The 19,847-nt window shown below is 62.4% G+C and carries 20 protein-coding genes; 9 read left to right on the forward strand and 11 right to left on the reverse strand.

Going from position 1 to position 19,847, the window contains the following annotated elements:
- Positions 1-21: 21 nt before the first annotated feature.
- Positions 22-1,437, reverse strand: coding sequence for a type I glutamate--ammonia ligase (gene glnA, locus GJ695_RS03525; RefSeq protein ID WP_154360856.1), 1,416 nt, complete (start codon positions 1,435-1,437; stop codon positions 22-24).
- Positions 1,438-1,752: 315 nt separating this feature from the next.
- Between glnA and GJ695_RS03530 the strand changes: the two genes are divergently transcribed.
- Positions 1,753-2,211: a rhodanese-like domain-containing protein gene (locus GJ695_RS03530; RefSeq protein ID WP_154362233.1), complete on the forward strand. Its 459-nt coding sequence runs from the start codon at positions 1,753-1,755 to the stop codon at positions 2,209-2,211.
- 1 nt (position 2,212) lies between these two features.
- Here the strand turns inward: GJ695_RS03530 and GJ695_RS03535 are convergent, their stop codons facing one another.
- The 7 genes from GJ695_RS03535 to GJ695_RS03565 form a co-directional block, all read right to left on the reverse strand.
- Positions 2,213-3,577, reverse strand: coding sequence for a TAXI family TRAP transporter solute-binding subunit (locus GJ695_RS03535; protein ID WP_154362234.1), 1,365 nt, complete (start codon positions 3,575-3,577; stop codon positions 2,213-2,215).
- Positions 3,578-3,768: 191 nt separating this feature from the next.
- Complete coding sequence (locus GJ695_RS03540; protein WP_154362235.1) at positions 3,769-6,885, reverse strand: transglycosylase domain-containing protein; 3,117 nt, start codon at positions 6,883-6,885, stop codon at positions 3,769-3,771.
- 218 nt (positions 6,886-7,103) lie between these two features.
- Complete coding sequence (locus GJ695_RS03545; RefSeq protein ID WP_154362236.1) at positions 7,104-7,889, reverse strand: competence/damage-inducible protein A; 786 nt, start codon at positions 7,887-7,889, stop codon at positions 7,104-7,106.
- Between the two features lie 3 nt (positions 7,890-7,892).
- Positions 7,893-8,705, reverse strand: a complete 813-nt coding sequence (locus GJ695_RS03550) for an EI24 domain-containing protein (protein ID WP_154362237.1) — start codon at positions 8,703-8,705, stop codon at positions 7,893-7,895.
- On the reverse strand, positions 8,705-9,646 hold the full coding sequence (locus tag GJ695_RS03555) for a sterol desaturase family protein (RefSeq protein ID WP_154362238.1): 942 nt from the start codon (positions 9,644-9,646) through the stop codon (positions 8,705-8,707). Before GJ695_RS03555 ends, GJ695_RS03550 begins: the two co-directional genes overlap by 1 nt.
- Positions 9,643-10,518 (reverse strand): polysaccharide deacetylase family protein, encoded by an 876-nt coding sequence (locus GJ695_RS03560; protein WP_154362239.1) that lies wholly within the window; start codon positions 10,516-10,518, stop codon positions 9,643-9,645. The genes GJ695_RS03555 and GJ695_RS03560 overlap by 4 nt, the downstream gene beginning before the upstream one ends.
- Positions 10,518-11,480 carry a YVTN family beta-propeller repeat protein gene (locus GJ695_RS03565; RefSeq protein WP_154362240.1) on the reverse strand — a complete coding sequence of 321 codons (963 nt, stop codon included), beginning with the start codon at positions 11,478-11,480 and terminating at the stop codon, positions 10,518-10,520. Before GJ695_RS03565 ends, GJ695_RS03560 begins: the two co-directional genes overlap by 1 nt.
- Before the next feature lie 144 nt (positions 11,481-11,624).
- Here GJ695_RS03565 and GJ695_RS03570 point away from each other — a divergent pair, with 144 nt between their 5' ends.
- Entirely contained in the window at positions 11,625-11,981 is a 357-nt protein-coding gene (locus GJ695_RS03570; RefSeq protein ID WP_154362241.1) for an FKBP-type peptidyl-prolyl cis-trans isomerase, read from the forward strand.
- Positions 11,982-11,988: 7 nt separating this feature from the next.
- Here GJ695_RS03570 and GJ695_RS03575 read toward each other — a convergent pair whose 3' ends face one another.
- A complete protein-coding gene (locus tag GJ695_RS03575) occupies positions 11,989-12,762 on the reverse strand; it encodes a zf-HC2 domain-containing protein (protein WP_154362242.1) in 774 nt (257 codons plus the stop codon).
- Between the two features lie 215 nt (positions 12,763-12,977).
- Here GJ695_RS03575 and GJ695_RS03580 point away from each other — a divergent pair, with 215 nt between their 5' ends.
- On the forward strand, positions 12,978-13,265 hold the full coding sequence (locus GJ695_RS03580) for an HU family DNA-binding protein (RefSeq protein ID WP_110847097.1): 288 nt from the start codon (positions 12,978-12,980) through the stop codon (positions 13,263-13,265).
- A 163-nt stretch (positions 13,266-13,428) separates the two neighbouring features.
- On the forward strand, positions 13,429-13,680 hold the full coding sequence (locus GJ695_RS03585; protein WP_154362243.1) for an acyl-CoA-binding protein: 252 nt from the start codon (positions 13,429-13,431) through the stop codon (positions 13,678-13,680).
- 31 nt (positions 13,681-13,711) lie between these two features.
- On the opposite strand, the gene GJ695_RS03590 is transcribed toward GJ695_RS03585, so the two are convergent.
- The gene (locus GJ695_RS03590; protein ID WP_154362244.1) at positions 13,712-13,990 is read right to left on the reverse strand and encodes a polyhydroxyalkanoic acid system family protein; all 279 of its coding nucleotides are present in this window, start codon (positions 13,988-13,990) and stop codon (positions 13,712-13,714) included.
- 241 nt (positions 13,991-14,231) lie between these two features.
- Between GJ695_RS03590 and fdxA the strand changes: the two genes are divergently transcribed.
- From fdxA to nth, 5 genes are all read left to right on the forward strand, one after another.
- The gene (gene fdxA, locus GJ695_RS03595; RefSeq protein ID WP_154361148.1) at positions 14,232-14,555 is read left to right on the forward strand and encodes a ferredoxin FdxA; all 324 of its coding nucleotides are present in this window, start codon (positions 14,232-14,234) and stop codon (positions 14,553-14,555) included.
- A gap of 36 nt (positions 14,556-14,591) precedes the next feature.
- Positions 14,592-15,659, forward strand: a complete 1,068-nt coding sequence (locus GJ695_RS03600; RefSeq protein WP_154362245.1) for an NAD(P)/FAD-dependent oxidoreductase — start codon at positions 14,592-14,594, stop codon at positions 15,657-15,659.
- A 223-nt stretch (positions 15,660-15,882) separates the two neighbouring features.
- Positions 15,883-17,118, forward strand: a complete 1,236-nt coding sequence (locus GJ695_RS03605) for a polyhydroxyalkanoate depolymerase (protein ID WP_154362246.1) — start codon at positions 15,883-15,885, stop codon at positions 17,116-17,118.
- A 70-nt stretch (positions 17,119-17,188) separates the two neighbouring features.
- A complete protein-coding gene (rsxB, locus tag GJ695_RS03610; protein ID WP_166455313.1) occupies positions 17,189-17,863 on the forward strand; it encodes an electron transport complex subunit RsxB in 675 nt (224 codons plus the stop codon).
- Positions 17,860-18,507 (forward strand): endonuclease III, encoded by a 648-nt coding sequence (gene nth / locus GJ695_RS03615; protein ID WP_154362247.1) that lies wholly within the window; start codon positions 17,860-17,862, stop codon positions 18,505-18,507. Before rsxB ends, nth begins: the two co-directional genes overlap by 4 nt.
- 96 nt (positions 18,508-18,603) lie before the next feature.
- Here the strand turns inward: nth and proB are convergent, their stop codons facing one another.
- Positions 18,604-19,722 (reverse strand): glutamate 5-kinase, encoded by a 1,119-nt coding sequence (proB, locus tag GJ695_RS03620; RefSeq protein WP_154362248.1) that lies wholly within the window; start codon positions 19,720-19,722, stop codon positions 18,604-18,606.
- Positions 19,723-19,847: the final 125 nt, after the last annotated feature.

A 19,847-nucleotide genomic window follows, 5' to 3' on the forward strand; every position in this document is an offset into this window, starting at 1 on the left:
ATGACCGGCTGACGCCAGTGATTACAGCGAGTAGTACATGTCGAACTCAGCAGGGTGAGTGGTCATGCGCATACGTTGTACGTCTTGCATTTTCAGCTCGATGTAGGCATCGATCATGGAATCGCTGAACACGCCGCCACGGGTCAGGAACTCGCGGTCTTTGTTCAGGTTGTCCAGGGCTTCTTCCAGCGAAGCGCACACGGTTGGGATCAGTGCGTCTTCTTCCGGCGGCAGGTGGTACAGATCTTTCGATGCTGCTTCGCCTGGGTGGATCTTGTTCTGGATACCGTCCAGACCGGCCATCAGCAGCGCCGAGAAGCACAGGTAGACGTTGGCCAGTGGATCAGGGAAGCGGGTTTCGATACGACGGCCTTTTGGATTGGCCACGTGTGGAATACGGATCGACGCCGAACGGTTTTTCGCCGAGTAAGCCAGTTTCACTGGCGCTTCGAAGCCTGGCACCAGACGCTTGTACGAGTTGGTGCCTGGGTTGGTGATCGCGTTCAGTGCCTTGGCGTGCTTGATGATGCCGCCGATGTAGTACAGCGCGGTTTCCGACAGGCCGGCATAGCCGTCGCCTGCGAACAGGTTGACGCCGCCTTTCCAGATCGACTGGTGCACGTGCATGCCCGAACCGTTGTCGCCAACGATAGGTTTCGGCATGAAGGTCGCGGTTTTGCCGTAGCTGTGGGCCACGTTCCAGACCACGTATTTCAGGTTCTGGGTCCAGTCGGCGCGCTCGACCAGGGTCGAGAACTTGGTGCCGATTTCGTTCTGGCCAGCGCCGGCCACTTCGTGGTGGTGCACTTCAACCGGGATGCCCAGCGATTCCAGGATCAGGCACATTTCCGAACGCATGTCCTGGAAGCTGTCCACTGGTGGCACTGGGAAGTAGCCGCCCTTGACGGTTGGACGGTGGCCGCTGTTGCCGCCTTCGATTTCCTTGTCGGTCGACCACGACGCTTCGTCGGAATCCACTTTGACGAAGCAGCCGGACATGTCGATCTTCCAGCGCACGCTGTCGAAGATGAAGAATTCTGGTTCCGGGCCGAAGTAGGCGGTATCGCCGATGCCCGACGATTTCAGGTAGGCTTCCGCGCGCTTGGCGATGGAGCGTGGATCACGGTCGTAGCCCTTGCCGTCGGCTGGCTCGATCACGTCGCATTGCATGAACAGCGTGGTCTCTTCCATGAACGGGTCGATGTTCGCGGTGTTTGGATCAGGCATCAGAATCATGTCGGATGCTTCAATACCCTTCCAGCCGGCGATCGAGGAACCGTCAAACGCGTGACCCGATTCGAACTTGTCGATGTCGAAAGCCGACACAGGCACGGTGACGTGCTGTTCTTTACCACGGGTATCAGCGAAACGGAAATCAACGAATTTGACTTCGTTTTCCTGGACCATTTTCAGAACTTCTGCGGCTGTCATTGCCATGCGTATCTCCTAAAGGGAATGTGTGGAACTCGTGAGGCGTAAGTAAGCAGTATCTGTGCCAGCCCGAAACTCATATCGATATGTTGGTAGCGTCTTTGAACTTGGGTGCAAAATGAATCTAAAATTCACGAGCGTGTCCAATTGCCCAAATTGTCAGCAGATCAGTCTCGCACTTCTTTAGTGCGTTTCCAGTATTTTGCACCTTGTAAGTGCATTTTAGGATTTTTTCTGAAAAGCGCATGGTTTTGGTGCATCGCAATCGCGGGCCGCGCACGGACGCCTATAATAAACTTAAACTTATTACCGGAAAACCTTATGAGCAAAATAGATGAGATTCTGGCTTTGGCGCGCAGCCGGAGCAAGGACTGGCCCTATGCCGGCGCGGTCACGCCGCAGGAAGCGTTTGAATTGCTGAGTGCGGAAAACGCGGTCAAGCTGGTCGATGTGCGCACCAACGCCGAGCGCGACTGGGTGGGCCGCGTGGCCATTCCGGAAGCCCAACATGGTGCGGTGCAATGGGCGACTTATCCAGGCGGCAACGCCAACCATGAATTCATCGAGCAATTAAATTCGGTGGCGCGCAAGGATCAGGTCATTTTGTTCTTGTGCCGATCGGGCGTGCGCTCGCGTGGTGCAGCCAAGCTGGCGACCGAGCACGGCTACCAGCACTGCTACGACATCCTGGAAGGCTTCGAAGGCGACAAGGACGAGCTGGGCCACCGCAAGAATGTCAGCGGCTGGTGCAAGGCCGGCCTGCCCTGGATCGGCGCCTGATTTAGACGGGCACGGCTTCCGGTGCGGCGGGGCTGGCCTCGCCCATCAGGAACAGGATGCGCTTGCGCACGAACTGGATGTGGCTGCGCAAGCCGTACAAGCCGTCGGCAAACGACAGCGGTATCGATACCTGGTTGACCAGCTCCTCGATCTCGTCGAGACGCTTGAGCTGCTCCTCATACACCTGCATGCGCGTCGCCTGCGGCGCTTCCTCGACACGCTGTTCCACCGCCCGCAACTGGCCGTACCATTTGTACACGCGCGAACGGATGCGCCACACGTACAGCGGCGGAATCACCTTCGACAGCGGCAGGATCAGCGCACCCAGCGCCACCACCAGCACCCACATGCGGTCGAAGAAGTTGGCCAGCCAGAAGGTCATGTAGCGCTGCAGGAATGGCGGCCCGCTCTTGTAGAACTTGGCCGCTTCGGCATCGACCGGAATCTCGGTGTACTTGGCCGACGGGAATTGCCCCTGCTGCTGGAACCAGCCCGCGCCGCTATGAATGGTCGATGCCGCCTGCACGAACAAATCCACCAGCGCCGAATGCAGATCCTCCCGCGCCACCAGCGTGGCGGTCGGCGCGATCAGGTTGTAGTCTTCGGACGGAATATTGCGCCCCAGATCGACAATGCCCTGTGGCAGCATCACATGCGTCAGGAACGGCATCTTGCGCGCGTAGGCCTCGGCCTGGTTGAAGTCGAACAGCTTGATACCCGGCGTTTGTAGCAGCATCTGGATCAGCGGCGCTTCCGGCGCCGAGGTGAACACCAGGCCGTCGATGCGGCCTTCCAGCAACTCCACCGTGGCCGGCGTATTCGCCAGCGAAAAGCGCTCTACTTCGTCCTTCTCGACGCCATTCAGCTCCAGGATCTGGCGGAACAGCCGTGGCGAACCGGCGCCCTTGGGACCGTAATTGATCTTCTTGCCACGCAAATCAGTCAGCTTGGTGATCGGCGGCTTGCTCTTGTCCTCGCGAATGAACAACCACAGCGGCTCAACAAACAGGCTGCCCAGCGAGGACAGGCCCTCGCGCTCGGCGGCTTCCTCGTTGGTCGAACCGCTTTGCACGAAGGCGATATCCACCTTGCCGTCGCGCAGGTTGCGCAGGTTCTCGCTGGAACCGGCGGACGGCACCATGGTCACCTTCACGCCATGCTTGGCCAGCGCGGCGGCATACTTCTTGCCGAATTCCTCGTAAGCCGAGTTCTCCTGGCCGGTGCCGAGCCGCACCGAGCGCGGCGGCGCCGGGTCCACCAGCCAGTACGCCAGCAGGCAGACGCCGACGATCAACAACACCGTCGGCGCAGCGGCGACAAACAGATCCCGGAGCGAGAACTGGGTGAACTTCAGGATTTTGGACATGTGGTGGCGCATAGGTTTCATGGGCTCACACATTGCCAAGAAATAGGCAACTATGCAAGAGAAACACGCGACCGAAGAGTGAGTCGCACAGCAACCCTTTGAGGCAAAGGGTCTGACCGAGGGTCCGGAGAGGGGCTTCGCCCCGCCGGCCCATGGGCCGGCCCCTGGCGGAGCGCCGTGCGGGGTAAAAGTCAGCCGCCGCAGGCCTGCAATGGCAGCTTAGTGACTTCGGGTGCAACTCCCCCGACTTTAACCACAGCCGCCGTGCCGGGTTTCGGCGCGGCATGCGGCTCAATCAGCGGCATCAGATTAGGCGCCAGCACCACCAGCAACTGCACCGGCAGCGCACTGGTAAAGTCATAATTCTTCGACTCCGGCCCATGCACATACGCCGTCATCGAACCAAAGAAGCGCTCGCCGATATTGAACACAAACGTCGCCGACCGGTTCACATACCGCGACTCGATCAAGCGCCCGCCCGCCGCATACACATCAAAGCGCTGGTCGCCAGTCCCCGTCTTGCCGCCCACCGGAATAATCGAACCATCCGCCGCCACAAACGCTGCCTTGGCGCGCTTGGCCGTACCATCCGACACCACGCCACGGATCGCATCGGCCACCACGCGCGCCACTTCCGGCGCCAGTACCTGCTCGTTGGTGGTCGGCGGCGCCTTGGTGATCAGCGTTTCATACGGCGTGCCCTGCGCGAAATGCAGCGACGTGATGCGCTGCGAACTCTTGCGCACGCCGCCATTCACCACAATCCCCATCAGCTCCGCCAGCGCGGCCGGCCGGTCGGCCGACGCACCCAGCGTGGTCGCATACGACGGCACCAGCGATTCGAACGGATAGCCCATCTTCTTCCACTGCTTGTGGATTTCCATGAAGCCTTCCACCTCGATCAGCCCGGCGATGCGCTTGTCCTGGGCGTGCTTGCGGTGCGTCTTGAACAGCCACTGGTACACGTCCTGACGTTCCTGCTCGCTGGCCTTGGTCATCTCGCTCAAGGTCGCGCCCGGATGCAGGCGCAGATACGCCGCCATCCACAGTTCCAGCGGATGCACGCTGGCCAGGTAGCCGCGGTCCGCCAGCGACCAGTTGCCGATCGCGTACTGGTCGTACAGCTTGGCCACGCGCTCGTCCGGCACCTCATTCTGCGACGGCAGGTTCTCTTTCAGGAAGGCCGCAAACTGCTCCTGCGTCGCCAACGGATACACGGTGCGGTGGATCACCGCCAGCCGCACCGGCGTGCTGCGGATGTTCGCCAGCAGGATCTTGTCGATTTCCTCCGGCGGCTTGCCCTTGTACTTGGCGTAGAAGCGGCCCAGGAATTCCTTGCCCTCCTTGTCGGCAAAGCGCGCCAGGTAGCCGGCGCGGCGCGGATCATCCGCATCCGCCAGCAGCGACGCCGACGAACCCGGATTGGAGAACATGTAGAACTTGGCCACGTCGCGCATCAGGCGCACGAACACCAGGTTGGTCGAATGGCGCAGTGCCTCGGTCACGGTCAGGATCTTCGAGTTGTCCTCTTTCGAGAAGTTGCCGAAGTGGTGCAGCCCGCCGCCGGTGAAGAAGCCTTCGCCCGGATTGCCCGAATACTTGCGTTCCATGGCCGCGTTCAGCATCGGCGTCAACTCGCGCTTGTCGATCGCCAGCGGCTTCAGGTAGTCCAGCGCCCACTGCGAAATCTTGTCCTGCGGATCGACCTTGACCTGGCCCAGCGCCGCCGCATCCATGCCGCCGTACTTCTTGTGCAGCTGGTCGACGATGTCCAGATAAGTGATCAGCGTGCGCAGCTTGGCGGTCGAACCAAGGTCCAGCTTGGCGCCCTCGTTGATGTCCAGCGGCTGGTCGAAGTTATCCGTTTGCAGGCGCAGCAGGTTGTTGTCCTTGCCCTTTTCCAGCAAGGTGAAGCTGTACACCACGTTGGCCGGATCGCCGTTGCCCAGCATGCCTTTGCCGGTCAGGCCGGCGGCCTTGGCTTTTTCCGGATCGCGCAGATCGCGCAGCACCTGCGTGACGGCGGTCTGCGCCTGCGCGTCCAGCGTGCTGACCACGCTCAGGTCGAGGCGGTCCAGGTTGTACATGCGGTTGTCGCCCAGCAGATTGGCCAGGTGGTTGCGGATCGCGTTCGAGGCCTTGCGGCTGACGAAGGTCTGCGCCGGCGCCGATTGCAGGCCGTTGCCCGTGGCCGGATGCAGGTGCTGCTGCAAAGCCACGTCGCGCATGGCCGGCGTGATGGCGCCGTCGTTGGCCAGGATGCGCAGGTGGCTGTTGGCCAGCACTTCCAGATCGGCCGCGCCGTCGCCCAGGTAATAGCTTGGACGGCGCTGCGCGATCATCAGGCTCAGCGCTTCCTTGAACACCAGCGCGGTTTCCGCATCCGGCTTGTCCAGCTTGCCGCTGAGGCGCTTGTTGACGTCGTCAAACGAACGGCCGTACCACACCCACATGCCGTCGCCGATACCGTTCACCTCGCCATAGCCCGGCTTGGCCGACAGCGGCACGGTGTTCAGGTATTCGATGACGATGCGGCGGCGCGCCTTCAGCGTTTCCGGGCCGTCCTGATACGAGCGCAGGCTGGCCGACACCATCTGCTGCAGCTTGTCCTTCATCGAACCGGTGCGGCCTTCCGGCGAGTGGCGATACTTTTCGATCTGCGTCGCCAGCGTGCTGCCGCCGGCCGCGCGGTGACCGCCGGCCACGGCGCTGACGCTCTTCTCCAGCACCGCCTTGCCCAGCCGGTCCCACTCCACCGCCGGATTGCGCTTCGGATAGGTGTTGTCGAGCAGCTCGCGGTTTTCGATGAACAGCAGGCTGCTGATCAGCACCGGCGGCGCCTGCTCGAACTTGTTGTAGATGCGTTCCGGATAACTGGCGGCAAACAGCTCCTGCGCGCGGCAGTCGACGATGCGCAGGCCGGTCTTGGTCTTTTCGCGGTAGGTGGCGAACACGCCCATGTCGGCCAGCTCGGCCATTTTCGGCGAGATGCGCGCCTGCGCCGCGACCTGGTAGTCGCGCTGGCTCAGCTTGCCGATGTAGTCCGGCAGGCCGGCATAGCCCAGGCGTTCGTCATACGGGCTGTCGTGCGGGAAGCGGATCGACTTGCTCGCTCCCTTCTCGACCTTGTAGGTCATCTTGCTGGCGAGGTCGGTGAACACGCGCGCCTGCATCGACGAGGTCAGCGTTTCGCGATAACCCCAGTAGACGGCAAACGACACGCCAACCAGCAGCACCAGCAGGAAGGCATTGCGCGGACGCTTGCTCTTCTTTGGCGCACCGGACTCCGGCGGTGGCGGCGGGTCCATTTGTGCTTGCGCCAGATGGGCTTCGGTTGATTCAGGTGTATTAGGAGGCAGCATCGCGATGTTTCAGTAAAACTTACTAGTTACCATTGCACCACATCAGAGCGCCGCTGACGGGAGCGAACGCACAATAAATCAAAAGCGCCGTTTATTTTCGCAAAAAAACAACGGCGCTCTCCTGTGTGGGAGAGCGCCGCGTCATCCTGCCGTCACAATGCGGATCAGGTCGGTTTGAACTCTACGTCGAGCTTGCGCAACTCGTCGCACAATTGAATGAAGGCCGTGGCCGTCTGCACCGGCTCGCCTTTGACGCCAAGCTCGATATGGCGCCGCGTGTTGGCGTCGCCCACGCTCGGCAGGCTGAACACTTTGACGCGCGGATACTGGTTCTCCAGCGCCACCATCAGCGGCGTCAATGCCGATTCGGCCGCCTCGTACACCAGCACCGACTGTTCCAGGCGCGGCTCGCGGTTGAACAGGTCGGCGTAGTGGTTGTCCAGCACCCACTCCAGCATCGGCCACGCCATCACCGGGAAGCCCGGCACAAAATAATGCTTGTGCAGCGCGAAGCCGGCGATGTTGTTGTACGGATTGGGGATCAGCGCCGCGCCCTCGGCGAACTCGGCCATTTTGAGGCGGTGCAGGTTCTCGGCCGAATTCAGGTCGGCGACCTGGCCGGCTTCCTGCGCCATCTGCACGATGCGCTGCTGGATGTTGAGCTTGCCCTGCTCGTGCAGCACCAGCGGCAGGCCCAGCGCATCGGCGGCGGCCTGGCGCGTGTGGTCGTCCGGCGTGGCGCCGATGCCGCCGCAGCACAGCACGATGTCGTCGGTGGCGAAGGTGCGCTTGAGCGTGGCGGTGATGCGCGCCGGATCGTCCGGCAGCACCTCGGCCCACGTCAGCTGCAGGCCGCGTGCCGCCAGCATCTGCACAACTTTGGGGAAATGCTGGTCGACGCGCCTGCCGGACAGGATTTCGTCGCCAATGATGATGAGTCCGATTGCCATTGCCTACTCCTTTTCGATGACTTCCTGAGCCCGCAAACGCGCCAGCGCATCCAGGCAATAATACGCAAACCACAGGCCGGTGAAGATAAAAATCAGCACATACAGCCAGATCGACACCGCCGCCAGGAACGGGAACATGACCACCGCCATCACGCCGCTCAACCAGATCGCGCCCGGCAGCGCGCCGGCGGCGCCCGACACCACGCCGATGATCAGCAGCCGCCAGCGGTGCTCGCTCAAGATCTGGCGCCGCTCTTCGGCGCTGGCGTAGTCGGCCAGCGTGTCGTAGACCATCACGCGGCAGGTCAGCCAGCCCCACAGCAGCGCCTGCACCACCACCGCCAGCGGCGGGAAGGCGTACAGCGGCAGCGTCAGTATCCACAGGCCGATGAAGATCGCCATGCCGCCCAGCGCCACGCCGATGCTGCCGATGATCGAGCCGCCATGGCGCTGCTCCAGCTGCGGATAATGGCGCAGGCCGACGTGGCGGCCGATCAGCGGCATCGCCACCACGCCGATGAAGACCAGCGCGGTCAGTATCATCAGCGGCAGCAGCGCCAGCATGGCGATCAGCGGCACCACCACCGCCGTCAGCGTGCCCAGGCCCAGGCTGCGCAGCCAGCTGGTGCTGGTCGAGAACAGATTATGCTCGGTGAACAGCGCATGCAGATAATCGATCAGCGGTTGCAGGCCGAAATACAGCGCGGCCGCCCACACCGCCAGCGCCAGCAGAAACGGCGCGATACTCATCAACAGCATCTTGCCATGCCACTGGGACAAAAACGCCCGTCCCCATGTGCGGAACACTGCCCCCATCAGACCACATCCTTTCTTGCGTATTCAATCATGCGTTTGAGGCCCAGCCATTGCTGCGACCAGAACCCGCGTCCGTACTCGCGCCCGCTCAGCTGGTCGCGGATGCCGGTGGCGACGAACCGCGGCGTAAAGTCGGCGGTGCGGAACAGGATATCCCACACCGGCAGCAGCACCGCAAAATTGCAGCCGCCCTGGCCGGCGCCGATCGCGTGGTGCATGCGGTGGTAGCGCGGCGACACCAGCAGCCGCTCGCCGAGCCAGCCGAAATGAATCCGCACATTCGCATGTTGCAGGCTTTGCAGGATGCGCGACACCGACACCAGCAGCACGTACTGCGCCGGCTCGACGCCGATGCACAGCGCGATCACGCCCATGTAGACATCGCGCAGCAGGTCGTCGAGGACGTGGTTGCGGTCGTCGCTCCACAGATTCATGTTCTGCTGGCTGTGGTGCAGGCCGTGCAGCGCCCACCACCAGTTGAACTTGTGCGAGGCGCGGTGATACCAGTAATCGCAGAAATCCAGCACCACGAAATACACCGCGAACGCGCCCAGCGGGCCGATGCCGGGCCACAGCGTTTCCAGGTTGAACGGATGGAAACCGTCAAAGCGCAGCCAGCCGGCGATGCTGTCCATCAGCGGATCGAGCGTGAAGAAGATCAGCAGCGAGAACACGCCGATGCGGTGCAGCACCGTGTAGAGGAAGTCGTTCCAGCGCGCGCGCGGATCGGTGATCTGCTGCGCCGGGATCAGCGCTTCCAGCGGCCGCAGCACCAGGAACAGCAGCGCCAGTTCCAGCATGCCGATCAGCAGCCATTCCGTGCCTTCGAACGCGTCCTCGACAAAGGCGCCGAAGCCGAGCTGGAACACCAGCGGCTGGATCACGGTTTCGAACAACCAGCCCTGGGCCACGCCCAGCCAGTCGGAGAGGGTTTCTGTCATTTCTTGTAGTCCGGATGCGCGCGCAGCGTGGCAAAGCACATGCCCTTCTGTTCCAGCCCGCTGATCAGCGGTTCCAGATTGGCCGGCGCCCAGGCATCCTTGCGCGACCAGATGCCCATGTGGATCAGCACGATATCGCCGCCGCGCAGGTCGCGCAACGACTTTTGCAGAAGTACCGTATTCGGATACTTTTCGCTCGGCAGTTCGTCGCCCGAGAAGCCGGCCGGCGACCAGCCCACGTGCGCATAGCCGCAGCTTTTGCCGATCTCCAGCAGGCGCGGCGAGGTATGGCCGGCCGGCGCGCGCCAGAACGGATCGAGATGCTTGCCGGTCAGTTCGACAAAGCGCTGGTCGACGCGCTGCATCTGTTCGCAATACTGCTGTGGCGTCCAGTTGACCTGCTTGCCGGCCTGCGGACCGAAGCCGGGCTTGAGCACCACCTTGCCGTCGGCGCCATCGCGCAGGAACACCGCGTGGTCCCAGGTGTGCGTGCCGACCGCATGGCCTTCCGCCACGCGCGCCTTCCAGTACGCCGACCAGGACGGATCAAGCGAATAATCGCCGCGCACGGTTTTCTCGTTGGCGAGGAAGAAGGTGGCCTTGATCTGGTGGCGGTTCAAGGTATCGGCGATCAGCTCGGCCTGCGACTGGCTGCCGGTGTCGAAGGTCAGATAAATCGTGCCCTTGCAGGCGGCGCGCGGCGCGGCGGCATGGCCGGCCAGCGTTTTCAGCTGGCGCGCCTCGGCGTTGGCGGCGCGGGCCGCGGCGTTGACGTCGCGCGCGCTGTTGTTGACCGACCTGGCGCTGTCATCCGCGCGCACGGCCGGCGCGACCGCCAGCGCCAGCATGGTCAGGGCGGCGGCGCGCATCATCAGCGTTGCGCGGAGTTGAAGAAGAACACGCCGTGCGGCGAACGGCCGACCGGGATGACCTTGATGACCTTGCGGCTGGCCAGGTCGATCACCGCCACCTTCTTAATCCAGCGCAGCGTGACCCACATGGTCTTGCCGTCGTCGGTCACTTCCATGCAGTCCGGGCCGCCGGGCACGTTGATCTGGCCGACGTTTTCCAATGTCTTCTGATCAATGATGTTGATCGAATTGGAAACACGGTTCGACACGTAGGTGTAGCGGCCGTCGCCGGCCGAACGGAAGTTGTGCGCGCCCATGCCGGTCTTGATGCGCTTGACGGTTTTCTGCGCCTTCCAGTCGATCACCTCGACGTAGTCGCTGCCCATGATGCCGACCAGCAGATACTTGTCGTCGGGCGTCATGGCGATACCGGCCGGCAGCTTGCCGACCGGGAGCGTCCACTTGACGGTCTGCGTGGCCAGGTCGATGGCGCTGACCTGGTCGCTGCCCTGCTGCGTGATGAACACCATATTGCTGGCGGCGTTGAAGGCCATATGGCTCGGCAGCTTGGCCAGCGGGATGCGCTTGGCCAGCGTCATGCCGGCGCCGTCGTATTTGTACAGGTCCACGCGGTCCAGCCGCAGCGAGTTCGAGACGAACCATTTCTGGTCCGGCGAAAAACCGATCTGGTATGGGTCGAGAATGTCCTTGATGGTGCGCTGGACCTGGCCGGATTTCGGGTCCAGGAAAATCAGCTCATTGCCGACCGAGCTGGCGACGATCAGCGACTTGTTGTCCGGCGTGGCCATCAAATGGTGCGGCTCTTTGCCGACCGGGAAGGTCGACAGATCCTTGTAGCTGGCCTGGTCCAGCAGCTGCACGGTGGCGTCGCGCGAGTTGAGCACCACGACAACGTTGGCCTGGGCGCTGCCGACGGCGGCGAGAAGGCAGGAAAGGAGGACACGGCGCAGACGACGAAACATGAAGGACTTCACTATGAGGAACAAAGCCTTATTTTACGTGCAAACCGGACACAGGCGAGACGAAAACGGACAAAACTTCATGCCCGCAGCCGCCCGGCGACAGCCCTGCTACAATTCGGGCCTGTTTCTAATGAAAGGAAGATCATGTCCACTATCACTACCGACTCCGGCCTGCAATACATCGAACTGACCGTGGGCGAAGGCGACGAAGCCAAAGCCGGCCAGAACGTCACCGTGCACTACACCGGCTGGCTGCGCAACGACGACGGCACCAAGGGCCCGAAATTTGATTCGAGCAAAGACCGCAACGATCCATTCGAATTCGCCCTGGGCGCCGGCATGGTCATCCGCGGTTGGGACGAAGGCGTGCAAGGCATGAAGATTGGCGGCACCCGCCAGCTGATCATTCCAGCCGATCTGGGCTACGGCTCGCGCGGCGCCGGCGGCGTCATCCCGCCCAACGCCACGCTGATTTTCGACGTCGAACTGCTGGGCGTTTAAGCCTCCGTTAGCGCTGCCAGTTCCTGCGCAGCGCTTCCAGTTCGGCCCGCGTATCCAGCATGCCGCCGACGATGCGCTGGTCAATCGCTTCCAGCAGCGCCGTCGGCATCTCGGCGCCCATGCGGTAGCCGCCCGCCGCCGCCACCGGCCGCGTGTTCTGCACCACCACCGGTATCCGCCACTCCTCGTTGGCGCGACAGGCAATCCCCACCAGATCCTGCGACACGCCCACCAGCGTAAAGCTGCGGCAGTACGTCCCCTCGTTCGACAGAAAACTCAGGCCGACGCGCACATCGCCTTCGGTCTGCGCCGCGCCGCCCAGCTGCTGGCTCAAGGCCGCCGCCAGCTTACCCTGCGCCACCAGCAAACCACTGCGGCTGCTGACCTCGGTCTGCGGCTGCGCGCGTTCGCCGCTGAACCAGTCGGGCTGCCATTTCGCCAGGCCGAACTTGCCGGCCGCCAGCCCCACCACCATCACCAGCGCCAGCGCGCTCCATTCCAGCCAGCCCCAGTGCCGGCGCGTGGCCTTGCGCGCGGCCTGCTGCGTGGCCAGGCGCTGCGCCCGCACCGCCGCCAGCTGCACCACGTTGGCGCCGTGGCGCGCACGCGCGGCGGATGGACGGTGCTGATCGGCGTAGACATCGTCGCGCGCCGCGCGCAACCGCGCCACCCGGCGCACCAGGCTGCTGTCATGGCGCATGGCGGCCTCGACCTGCTGGCGGGTTTCCTCGTCCAGTTCGCCGTCGGCATACGCGATCAGTGTCTCGTCTGAAAAGCTCATATTCCCGTCCTTTTACGCATTCCATCATAAACCTTTTTTGCCGGTCATGCGGTTTTGTCGAAACTGAGAAACCCTTTAAATACAAGGCCTTGTTCGCGTTGCAGCGCAGCGAGGCAACGGACACAAGGCTTACTTCGTGCGCAGTTCGTACAGAAACCATTACTTTTAACAATATTTATGCTAATCTGCGCGCTCCAATAACCAAGGAGGTAGTAATGAAAAAAGGCGAACTGATTGCAGAATTTGCGAAACGCACCGAGCTGTCCGCTGCTGCCGCCAACGGCGCAGTGAACACCCTGATCGCCATCATCACCGAGCGTCTGAAAAAAGGCGACACGGTAGGCATCACCGGCTTCGGCACCTTCTCCGTAGCCAAACGCGCTGCACGCAAAGGCCGCAATCCCGCAACCGGCGAAGCGATCAAGATCGCTGCGTCGAAAACCCCGAAATTCTCGGCTGGCGCCACGCTGAAATCGGCTGTCAACCCGACGAAGAAGAAGTAATTCTTCCGGAGTTTTACGCGTGCCCGGAAGGGCACCGGAGACGGCGGTTCATGCCGGCAGATGCCGGGCATGGCCGCCGTTCTGTTTTGGAGCGCGCACTCTAGCGGCTTTTGCCATGGCTGCGGTTATGATGGTGCATCCCATTCACAGCCAGGAGTTAGGTATGAGTTTGCAAGAACAGTTTGAACAAGCGCAGGCGGACTCGAAGAATCTGTCCGAGCGTCCGGACAATATCACGCTGCTGAAAATCTATGCGCTGTTCAAGCAGGCATCGAGCGGCGACGCCACCGGCGAGCGTCCCGGCATGACCGACTTCGTCGGCCGCGCCAAGTTCGACGCATGGGCCGAGTTGAAAGGCAAAACCCAGGACGAAGCCAAACAGCTGTACATCGACCTGATCGAAGAACTGAAATAATAAAAAAGGCCCGGACGGGCCTTTTTATTTTTTAGACAACAAACACTTTCCGCATCTTCTCGGCCACCTTGGCCTCGATCTGCGCCGCCATCATGCTGATCGGGAAGCCCAGCTCCAGTTGCAGCTGCGCCTGATGCGGCAGCAGACTCAGCGAACCGCTGACGCCGCTGCGTTCGAAGCGCAGCACATCCCCCTCCCAGCGGCAGGCCAGTTCAAATTGTTCGGCCAGTTTGTCGGCCACTTGTTGGGCGGCCGCGCGTGCCTGCTCCGGCGCCAGGTGGTGTTCCTGGACGATGTTGATGTCCGCCATGCGGCTCTCCTGCTCTGAATGACAAAGCCGCCATGATGCCAGTTGCGCCCCGCCCGCGCCAGTCCACAACGGCAGGGGCGAAGTGTTTCGCCGCTCTCCAATGTATTTGCTTATATGTATTGTATATAAGCCCAATTTGTGAGAAATAGCGAATTACCTTAAAATACAGTGCTTTGCCAAGGTTAGCCAGGCAACTGCCCCGCCGCCGACGCTACTGCACACCAACATTGATAGGACTGTTATGACCCACGTTGTCACCGAATCTTGCATCGCTTGCCGTTATACGGACTGCGTCGATGTTTGCCCGGTAGATTGTTTCCGCCAAGGCCCGAACTTCCTCGCCATCGACCCGGACGAGTGCATCGACTGCGCCGTCTGCGTGGCCGAATGCCCGGTCAACGCCATCTACGCCGAGGAAGATGTCCCAGGCGACCAGCAGCAATTCATCAAGATCAACGTCGATCTGGCGCGTAACTGGCCTTCGATCACCAAGACTATTCCTGCGCTGCCGGATGCGGAACAGTTCAAGGACGTCAAAGAAAAATTGCAGCTGTTGGTACGCTAAGCAGCGGCCATCATTGAAATCACAGGAAAACCACGTATGAATAGCACCGTTACACCACCTGGCGTCATCGAAGCCGATGCCGTCATCATTGGCGCCGGCCCGGTCGGCTTGTTCCAGGTCTTCGAGCTCGGCCTGCTGGAAATCAAGGCCCACGTCATCGATTCGCTGGGCGCCGTGGGTGGCCAGTGCGTGGAACTGTATCCGGACAAGCCGATCTACGACATCCCGGCCGTGCCGTCGTGCACCGGCCAGGAACTGACCGACAACCTGCTCAAGCAGATCGAACCGTTCGAGCCGACCTTCCACCTGGGTCAGGAAGTGACCAAGGTCGAGCGCCGCGACGACGGCCGTTTCGACGTTGAAACCACGCTCGGCACCCAGTTCATCACCAAGACCATCTTCATCGCCGCCGGCGTCGGTTCGTTCCAGGCCCGCACGCTGAAAGTGGACGGCATCGAAGTGTTCGAAGGCTCGCAGCTGCACTACAAGGTCAAGGATCCGGCGCAGTTCGAAGGCAAGAACCTGGTCATCTGCGGCGGCGGCGACTCCGCGCTGGACTGGGCCCTGAACTTCGTCGGCAAGGCCGAATCGGTGGTGCTGCTGCACCGTCGCGAGGACTTCCGCGCCGCGCCGGCTTCGGTGGCCAAGATGAAAGCGCTGTGCGACGACTACGAAATGCAGCTGATCATCGGCCAGGCCACCGGCTACGAAGCCTCGGAAGACGGCAAGCTGAACCACCTGAAGGTGACCGGCGCCGACGGCGTCACCCGCCGCGTGCCGCTGGACATGCTGCTGGTGTTCTTCGGCCTGTCGCCGAAGCTGGGTCCGATCGCCGAATGGGGCCTGGACATCGAGCGCCGCCAGCTGAAGGTGCAGAACACCGAGAAGTTCGAAACCAACGTGCCGGGCATCTTCGCCGTGGGCGACATCAACACCTACCCGGGCAAGAAAAAGCTGATCCTGTCGGGCTTCCACGAAGCCGCGCTGGCCGCCTTCGGCGCCGCGCCGTACATCTTCCCGGACAAGAAGATCCACATGCAGTACACCACCACCTCGCCGAAGCTGCACAAGGTGCTGGGCGTGGAAACGCCTGTGTTCGATTAAGCACTGACGACGGGCAAATGTCCTACACAAAAGCAGCGGAAACGCTGCTTTTTTTATGGCCGCAGCAGTATTATTCTTAATAGCAAGATTGCCTGTGGATAGTACGTAGCCCTTGCTGGGCAGCACATGAGAGTGCTTTACGTCAAAAACACAGCGCCTATAATATGGCTTATGATGTCGGCATTGGTGCACCGCACCAAACCTATAAAAACCGGGATGTCCTATGCTCTACCAACTCCATGAAATGCAGCGCTCCTTCCTGACGCCCCTGATGCAATGGGCGGACGCGTCGGCCAAGCTGTTTACCAATCCGGTGTCGCCACTGGCGCATACGCCGTTCTCCCAGCGCATCGCCGCCGGTTACGAACTGATGTACCGATTGGGCAAGGACTACGAAAAGCCGGCATTCGAAATCGACAGCACCGTGATCCAGGGCGCCACCGTCGGCATCATCGAGCACGTGGCGGTCAACAAGCCGTTCTGCCGCCTGATCCACTTCAAGAAGGACCTGGACGACAAGAAATTCAAGGCCCTGAAGCAGCCGACCGTGCTGCTGGTGGCGCCGCTGTCCGGCCACCACTCGACGCTGCTGCGCGACACCGTGCGCGGCCTGATCGTCGACCACGACGTCTACATCACCGACTGGACCGACGCCCGCATGGTGCCGCTGTCGGAAGGCCCGTTCCACCTGGACGACTACATCTACTACGTGCAGGACTTCATCCGCCTGCTGGGCCCGAACGTGCACGTGATCTCCGTGTGCCAGCCGACCGTGCCGGTGCTGGCCGCGATCTCGCTGATGGCCTCGGAAAACGATCCGAAGCTGCCGAAAACCATGACCATGATGGGCGGCCCGATCGACCCGCGCAAATCGCCGACCGCCGTCAACAACCTGGCCACCGAGAAGAAATTCTCGTGGTTCGAAAACACCGTGATCTACCCGGTGCCGCCGAACTATCCGGGCTTTGGCCGCAAGGTCTATCCGGGCTTCCTGCAGCACGCCGGCTTCATCGCCATGAATCCGGGCCGCCACGCCGAAAGCCACCGCGACTTCTACAACCACCTGGTCAAGGGCGACGAGGAAACCGCCGAGTCGCACCGCAAGTTCTACGACGAATACAACGCCGTGCTGGACATGCCGGCCGAATACTACCTGGACACCATCAAGACCGTGTTCCAGGACTTCGCGCTGCCGAAAGGCGACTGGCTGGTTGGCGGCAAGCTGGTGCGCCCGGCCGACATCAAGACCGTCGCCCTGTTCACCGTTGAAGGCGAGCTGGACGACATCTCCGGCGCCGGCCAGACCCAGGCCGCGCACGACCTGTGCACCGGTATCCCGGCCGCCATGCAGCAGGACTTCGTGGCGCCGGGCGCCGGCCACTACGGCATCTTCTCCGGCCGCCGCTGGCGCGAAATGGTGTGCCCGAAAATTACCGAGTTCATCAAGAAACACGGTTGATCGCATGGTAAAACGCCCCGTCTGACGGGGCGTTTTACTATAATGGCGTTTTATCGCCCAGCTACCCTCCGTGTCCAGCCCTCCCTCACTCGCCGACCGCATCGAAGACGTCCTGCCGCAGACGCAATGCACCAAGTGCGGCTATGACGGCTGCCGTCCGTACGCGGAAGCGATCGCGTCCGGCACGGCCGACATCAACCAGTGCCCGCCCGGCGGCGCCGAGGGTATCGCACGGCTGTCGTCGGTCACCGGCCGCAAGGTCATTCCACTGAATCCCGTGAATGGCCTGGAACGGCCGCGCGCGGTCGCCTACATCGATGAAGTGCTGTGCATCGGCTGCACGCTGTGCATTCAGGCCTGCCCGGTGGACGCCATCGTCGGCGCCGGCAAATTGATGCACACCGTGGTGCCGGACCTGTGCACCGGCTGCGACCTGTGCGTGGCGCCCTGCCCGGTCGATTGCATCGTCATGTACCCGGTGACGGAAACCACCGGCTGGGCCGCGTGGACGCCGGCCGACGCCAACGCCGCGCGCGAACGCCACGACTTCCGCGCCTTCCGCCTCAAGCGCGACAAGGAAGAAAACGACGCCCGCCTGGCCGCCAAGGCCGAAGCCAAGATGGAGAAAGTGAACGCCATCGATCCCGCCGACGCCGAATCGGCCGCCGCGCTGGAACGCAAACGCGCCATCATCGCCGCCGCGATGGAGCGTGCCCGCCTGAAAAAAGAATCCGAGAACAAATGAACGCAGCCAAACGCTACGAAATGTTTGTGCGCTTCCGCGCCGCCAATCCCAAGCCCGTCACCGAACTGGAATACACGACACCCTTCGAACTGCTGATCGCTGTGCTGCTGTCGGCGCAGGCGACCGACGTCGGCGTCAACAAGGCCACGCGGCTGCTATACCCGGTGGCCAACACGCCGCAGGCCATCCTCGACATGGGCGAGGAAGAACTGACGACCTACATCCGCACCATCGGCCTGTACAAGACCAAGGCCAAGAACGTCATCGCCACTTGCAGGATTTTGGTGGAGAAGCACGGCGGCGTGGTGCCGCAGGACCGTGAATCGCTGGAAGAACTGCCGGGCGTGGGCCGCAAGACCGCCAACGTGGTGCTGAACACCGCCTTCGGCCAGCCGACGATGGCGGTGGACACGCACATCTTCCGCGTCTCCAACCGCACCGGCCTGGCGCCGGGCAAGAACGTCGACATCGTCGAACAGAAGCTGCTGAAATTCGTGCCGAAGGAGTTCCTGCACGACGCCCACCACTGGCTGATCCTGCACGGCCGCTACACCTGCAAGGCGCGCAAGCCCGAATGCTGGAACTGCATGCAGATCGACCTGTGCGACTACCGCGCCAAAACCCCCGCCCCAACCACCGCCTAGCGCCCCGACAAACACGTCAGCGTGCACCCCAAAGCGTGCACAGACGCGGGGTCTGACCCCGTACGGGGTCAGACCCCTGTGTGGCCCTGCGGGGTTCTAGACCAGCACCAGATTGTCGCGGTGGATCAGTTCCTGGCCTTCGACGAAGCCAAGGATCGCTTCGATTTCGCTCGACGGCTTGCGCATGATGCGGCGCGTTTCGGCGCTGGTGTAGTTCGACAGCCCACGCGCCACCGGCACGCCGTCTGCGCTGACGCAGGTGATGACCGCGCCGCGCCCGAACTCGCCCTTCACTTCCACCACGCCGATCGGCAGCAGCGACTTGCCTTCGCCGGTCAGCTTCTGCACCGCGCCGGCGTCCAGCACCACCTGGCCCGCGGTGTGCAGGTGATCGGCCATCCACTGCTTGCGCGCCGTCAGGTGGCCGGTCTGCGCCGCCAGTTCGGTGCCGATGACTTCACCGTTGGCCAGGCGCGCCAGCACTTCGTTCTCGCGGCCATAGGCGATGACGGTGTGTGCGCCCGATTTGGCGGCGCGCTTGGCGGCCAGGATCTTGGTCAGCATGCCGCCGCGCCCCAGGCTGCTGCCGGCGCCGCCGGCCATCGCCTCCAGCGTCGGATCGCCCGCGCGGCCGTGCTGGATCAGCGTTGCCGACGGGTCCTTGCGCGGATCGGCGCTGTACAGGCCTTGCTGGTCGGTGAGGATGATCAGCGCGTCGGCTTCGATCAGGTTGGCCACCAGCGCACCGAGCGTATCGTTGTCGCCGAACTTGATTTCGTCGGTGACCACCGTGTCGTTCTCGTTGATGATGGGGACCACGCCCAGGCGCAGCAAGGTGGTCAGCGTCGAGCGCGCATTCAGGTAGCGTTCGCGGTCGGCCAGGTCGGCGTGCGTCAGCAGCACCTGCGCGGTGCCCAGCTGGTGCGCGCGGAAGCTGGTTTCGTAGATCTGCGCCAGGCCCATCTGGCCGACGGCGGCGCAGGCCTGCAGTTCGTGGATGTCGGTGGGGCGCTGCTCGAAGCCCAGGCGCAGCATGCCTTCGGCGATGGCGCCGGACGACACCAGCACCACCTGCTTACCCAAGGCGCGCAGGCCGGCGATTTGCGAGGCCCAGCGCGCGATGGCGGCATGATCGAGTCCACGCCCATCATTGGTGACCAGCGACGATCCAACCTTGATGATGATGCGGGTAGCTTTTTGTATGACGGAATTCATAAGGCGACAATCTCAAAACAAGCGGAAGAAAATATGCTGTATTTTGGCGGGCGGATTGCCCTGCTTTGCCGCGACAGTCGCCGGCTCCGGGATGCGGAGGCGGCGCCGAATGGGAAAGGCATAAC

Origin of the sequence: Duganella alba, assembly GCF_009674495.1 — a bacterium.
Classification (GTDB): Bacteria; Pseudomonadota; Gammaproteobacteria; order Burkholderiales; family Burkholderiaceae_D; genus Rugamonas; species Rugamonas alba.

Excerpts from the sequence above, each read along its gene's own strand:
- GJ695_RS03550 (WP_154362237.1), bottom strand. The coding sequence starts at position 8,705 with ATGGGGGCAGTGTTCCGCACATGGGGACGGGCGTTTTTGTCCCAGTGG.
- GJ695_RS03540 (WP_154362235.1), bottom strand. The coding sequence starts at position 6,885 with ATGGACCCGCCGCCACCGCCGGAGTCCGGTGCGCCAAAGAAGAGCAAG.
- GJ695_RS03600 (WP_154362245.1), top strand. The coding sequence starts at position 14,592 with ATGAATAGCACCGTTACACCACCTGGCGTCATCGAAGCCGATGCCGTC.
- GJ695_RS03570 (WP_154362241.1), top strand. The coding sequence starts at position 11,625 with ATGTCCACTATCACTACCGACTCCGGCCTGCAATACATCGAACTGACC.
- GJ695_RS03565 (WP_154362240.1), bottom strand. The coding sequence starts at position 11,480 with ATGTTTCGTCGTCTGCGCCGTGTCCTCCTTTCCTGCCTTCTCGCCGCC.
- GJ695_RS03585 (WP_154362243.1), top strand. The coding sequence starts at position 13,429 with ATGAGTTTGCAAGAACAGTTTGAACAAGCGCAGGCGGACTCGAAGAAT.
- glnA (WP_154360856.1), bottom strand. The coding sequence starts at position 1,437 with ATGGCAATGACAGCCGCAGAAGTTCTGAAAATGGTCCAGGAAAACGAA.
- GJ695_RS03545 (WP_154362236.1), bottom strand. The coding sequence starts at position 7,889 with ATGGCAATCGGACTCATCATCATTGGCGACGAAATCCTGTCCGGCAGG.
- GJ695_RS03555 (WP_154362238.1), bottom strand. The coding sequence starts at position 9,646 with ATGACAGAAACCCTCTCCGACTGGCTGGGCGTGGCCCAGGGCTGGTTG.
- nth (WP_154362247.1), top strand. The coding sequence starts at position 17,860 with ATGAACGCAGCCAAACGCTACGAAATGTTTGTGCGCTTCCGCGCCGCC.
- GJ695_RS03560 (WP_154362239.1), bottom strand. The coding sequence starts at position 10,518 with ATGATGCGCGCCGCCGCCCTGACCATGCTGGCGCTGGCGGTCGCGCCG.
- GJ695_RS03535 (WP_154362234.1), bottom strand. The coding sequence starts at position 3,577 with ATGTCCAAAATCCTGAAGTTCACCCAGTTCTCGCTCCGGGATCTGTTT.
- GJ695_RS03530 (WP_154362233.1), top strand. The coding sequence starts at position 1,753 with ATGAGCAAAATAGATGAGATTCTGGCTTTGGCGCGCAGCCGGAGCAAG.
- fdxA (WP_154361148.1), top strand. The coding sequence starts at position 14,232 with ATGACCCACGTTGTCACCGAATCTTGCATCGCTTGCCGTTATACGGAC.
- proB (WP_154362248.1), bottom strand. The coding sequence starts at position 19,722 with ATGAATTCCGTCATACAAAAAGCTACCCGCATCATCATCAAGGTTGGA.
- GJ695_RS03575 (WP_154362242.1), bottom strand. The coding sequence starts at position 12,762 with ATGAGCTTTTCAGACGAGACACTGATCGCGTATGCCGACGGCGAACTG.
- GJ695_RS03590 (WP_154362244.1), bottom strand. The coding sequence starts at position 13,990 with ATGGCGGACATCAACATCGTCCAGGAACACCACCTGGCGCCGGAGCAG.
- GJ695_RS03605 (WP_154362246.1), top strand. The coding sequence starts at position 15,883 with ATGCTCTACCAACTCCATGAAATGCAGCGCTCCTTCCTGACGCCCCTG.
- GJ695_RS03580 (WP_110847097.1), top strand. The coding sequence starts at position 12,978 with ATGAAAAAAGGCGAACTGATTGCAGAATTTGCGAAACGCACCGAGCTG.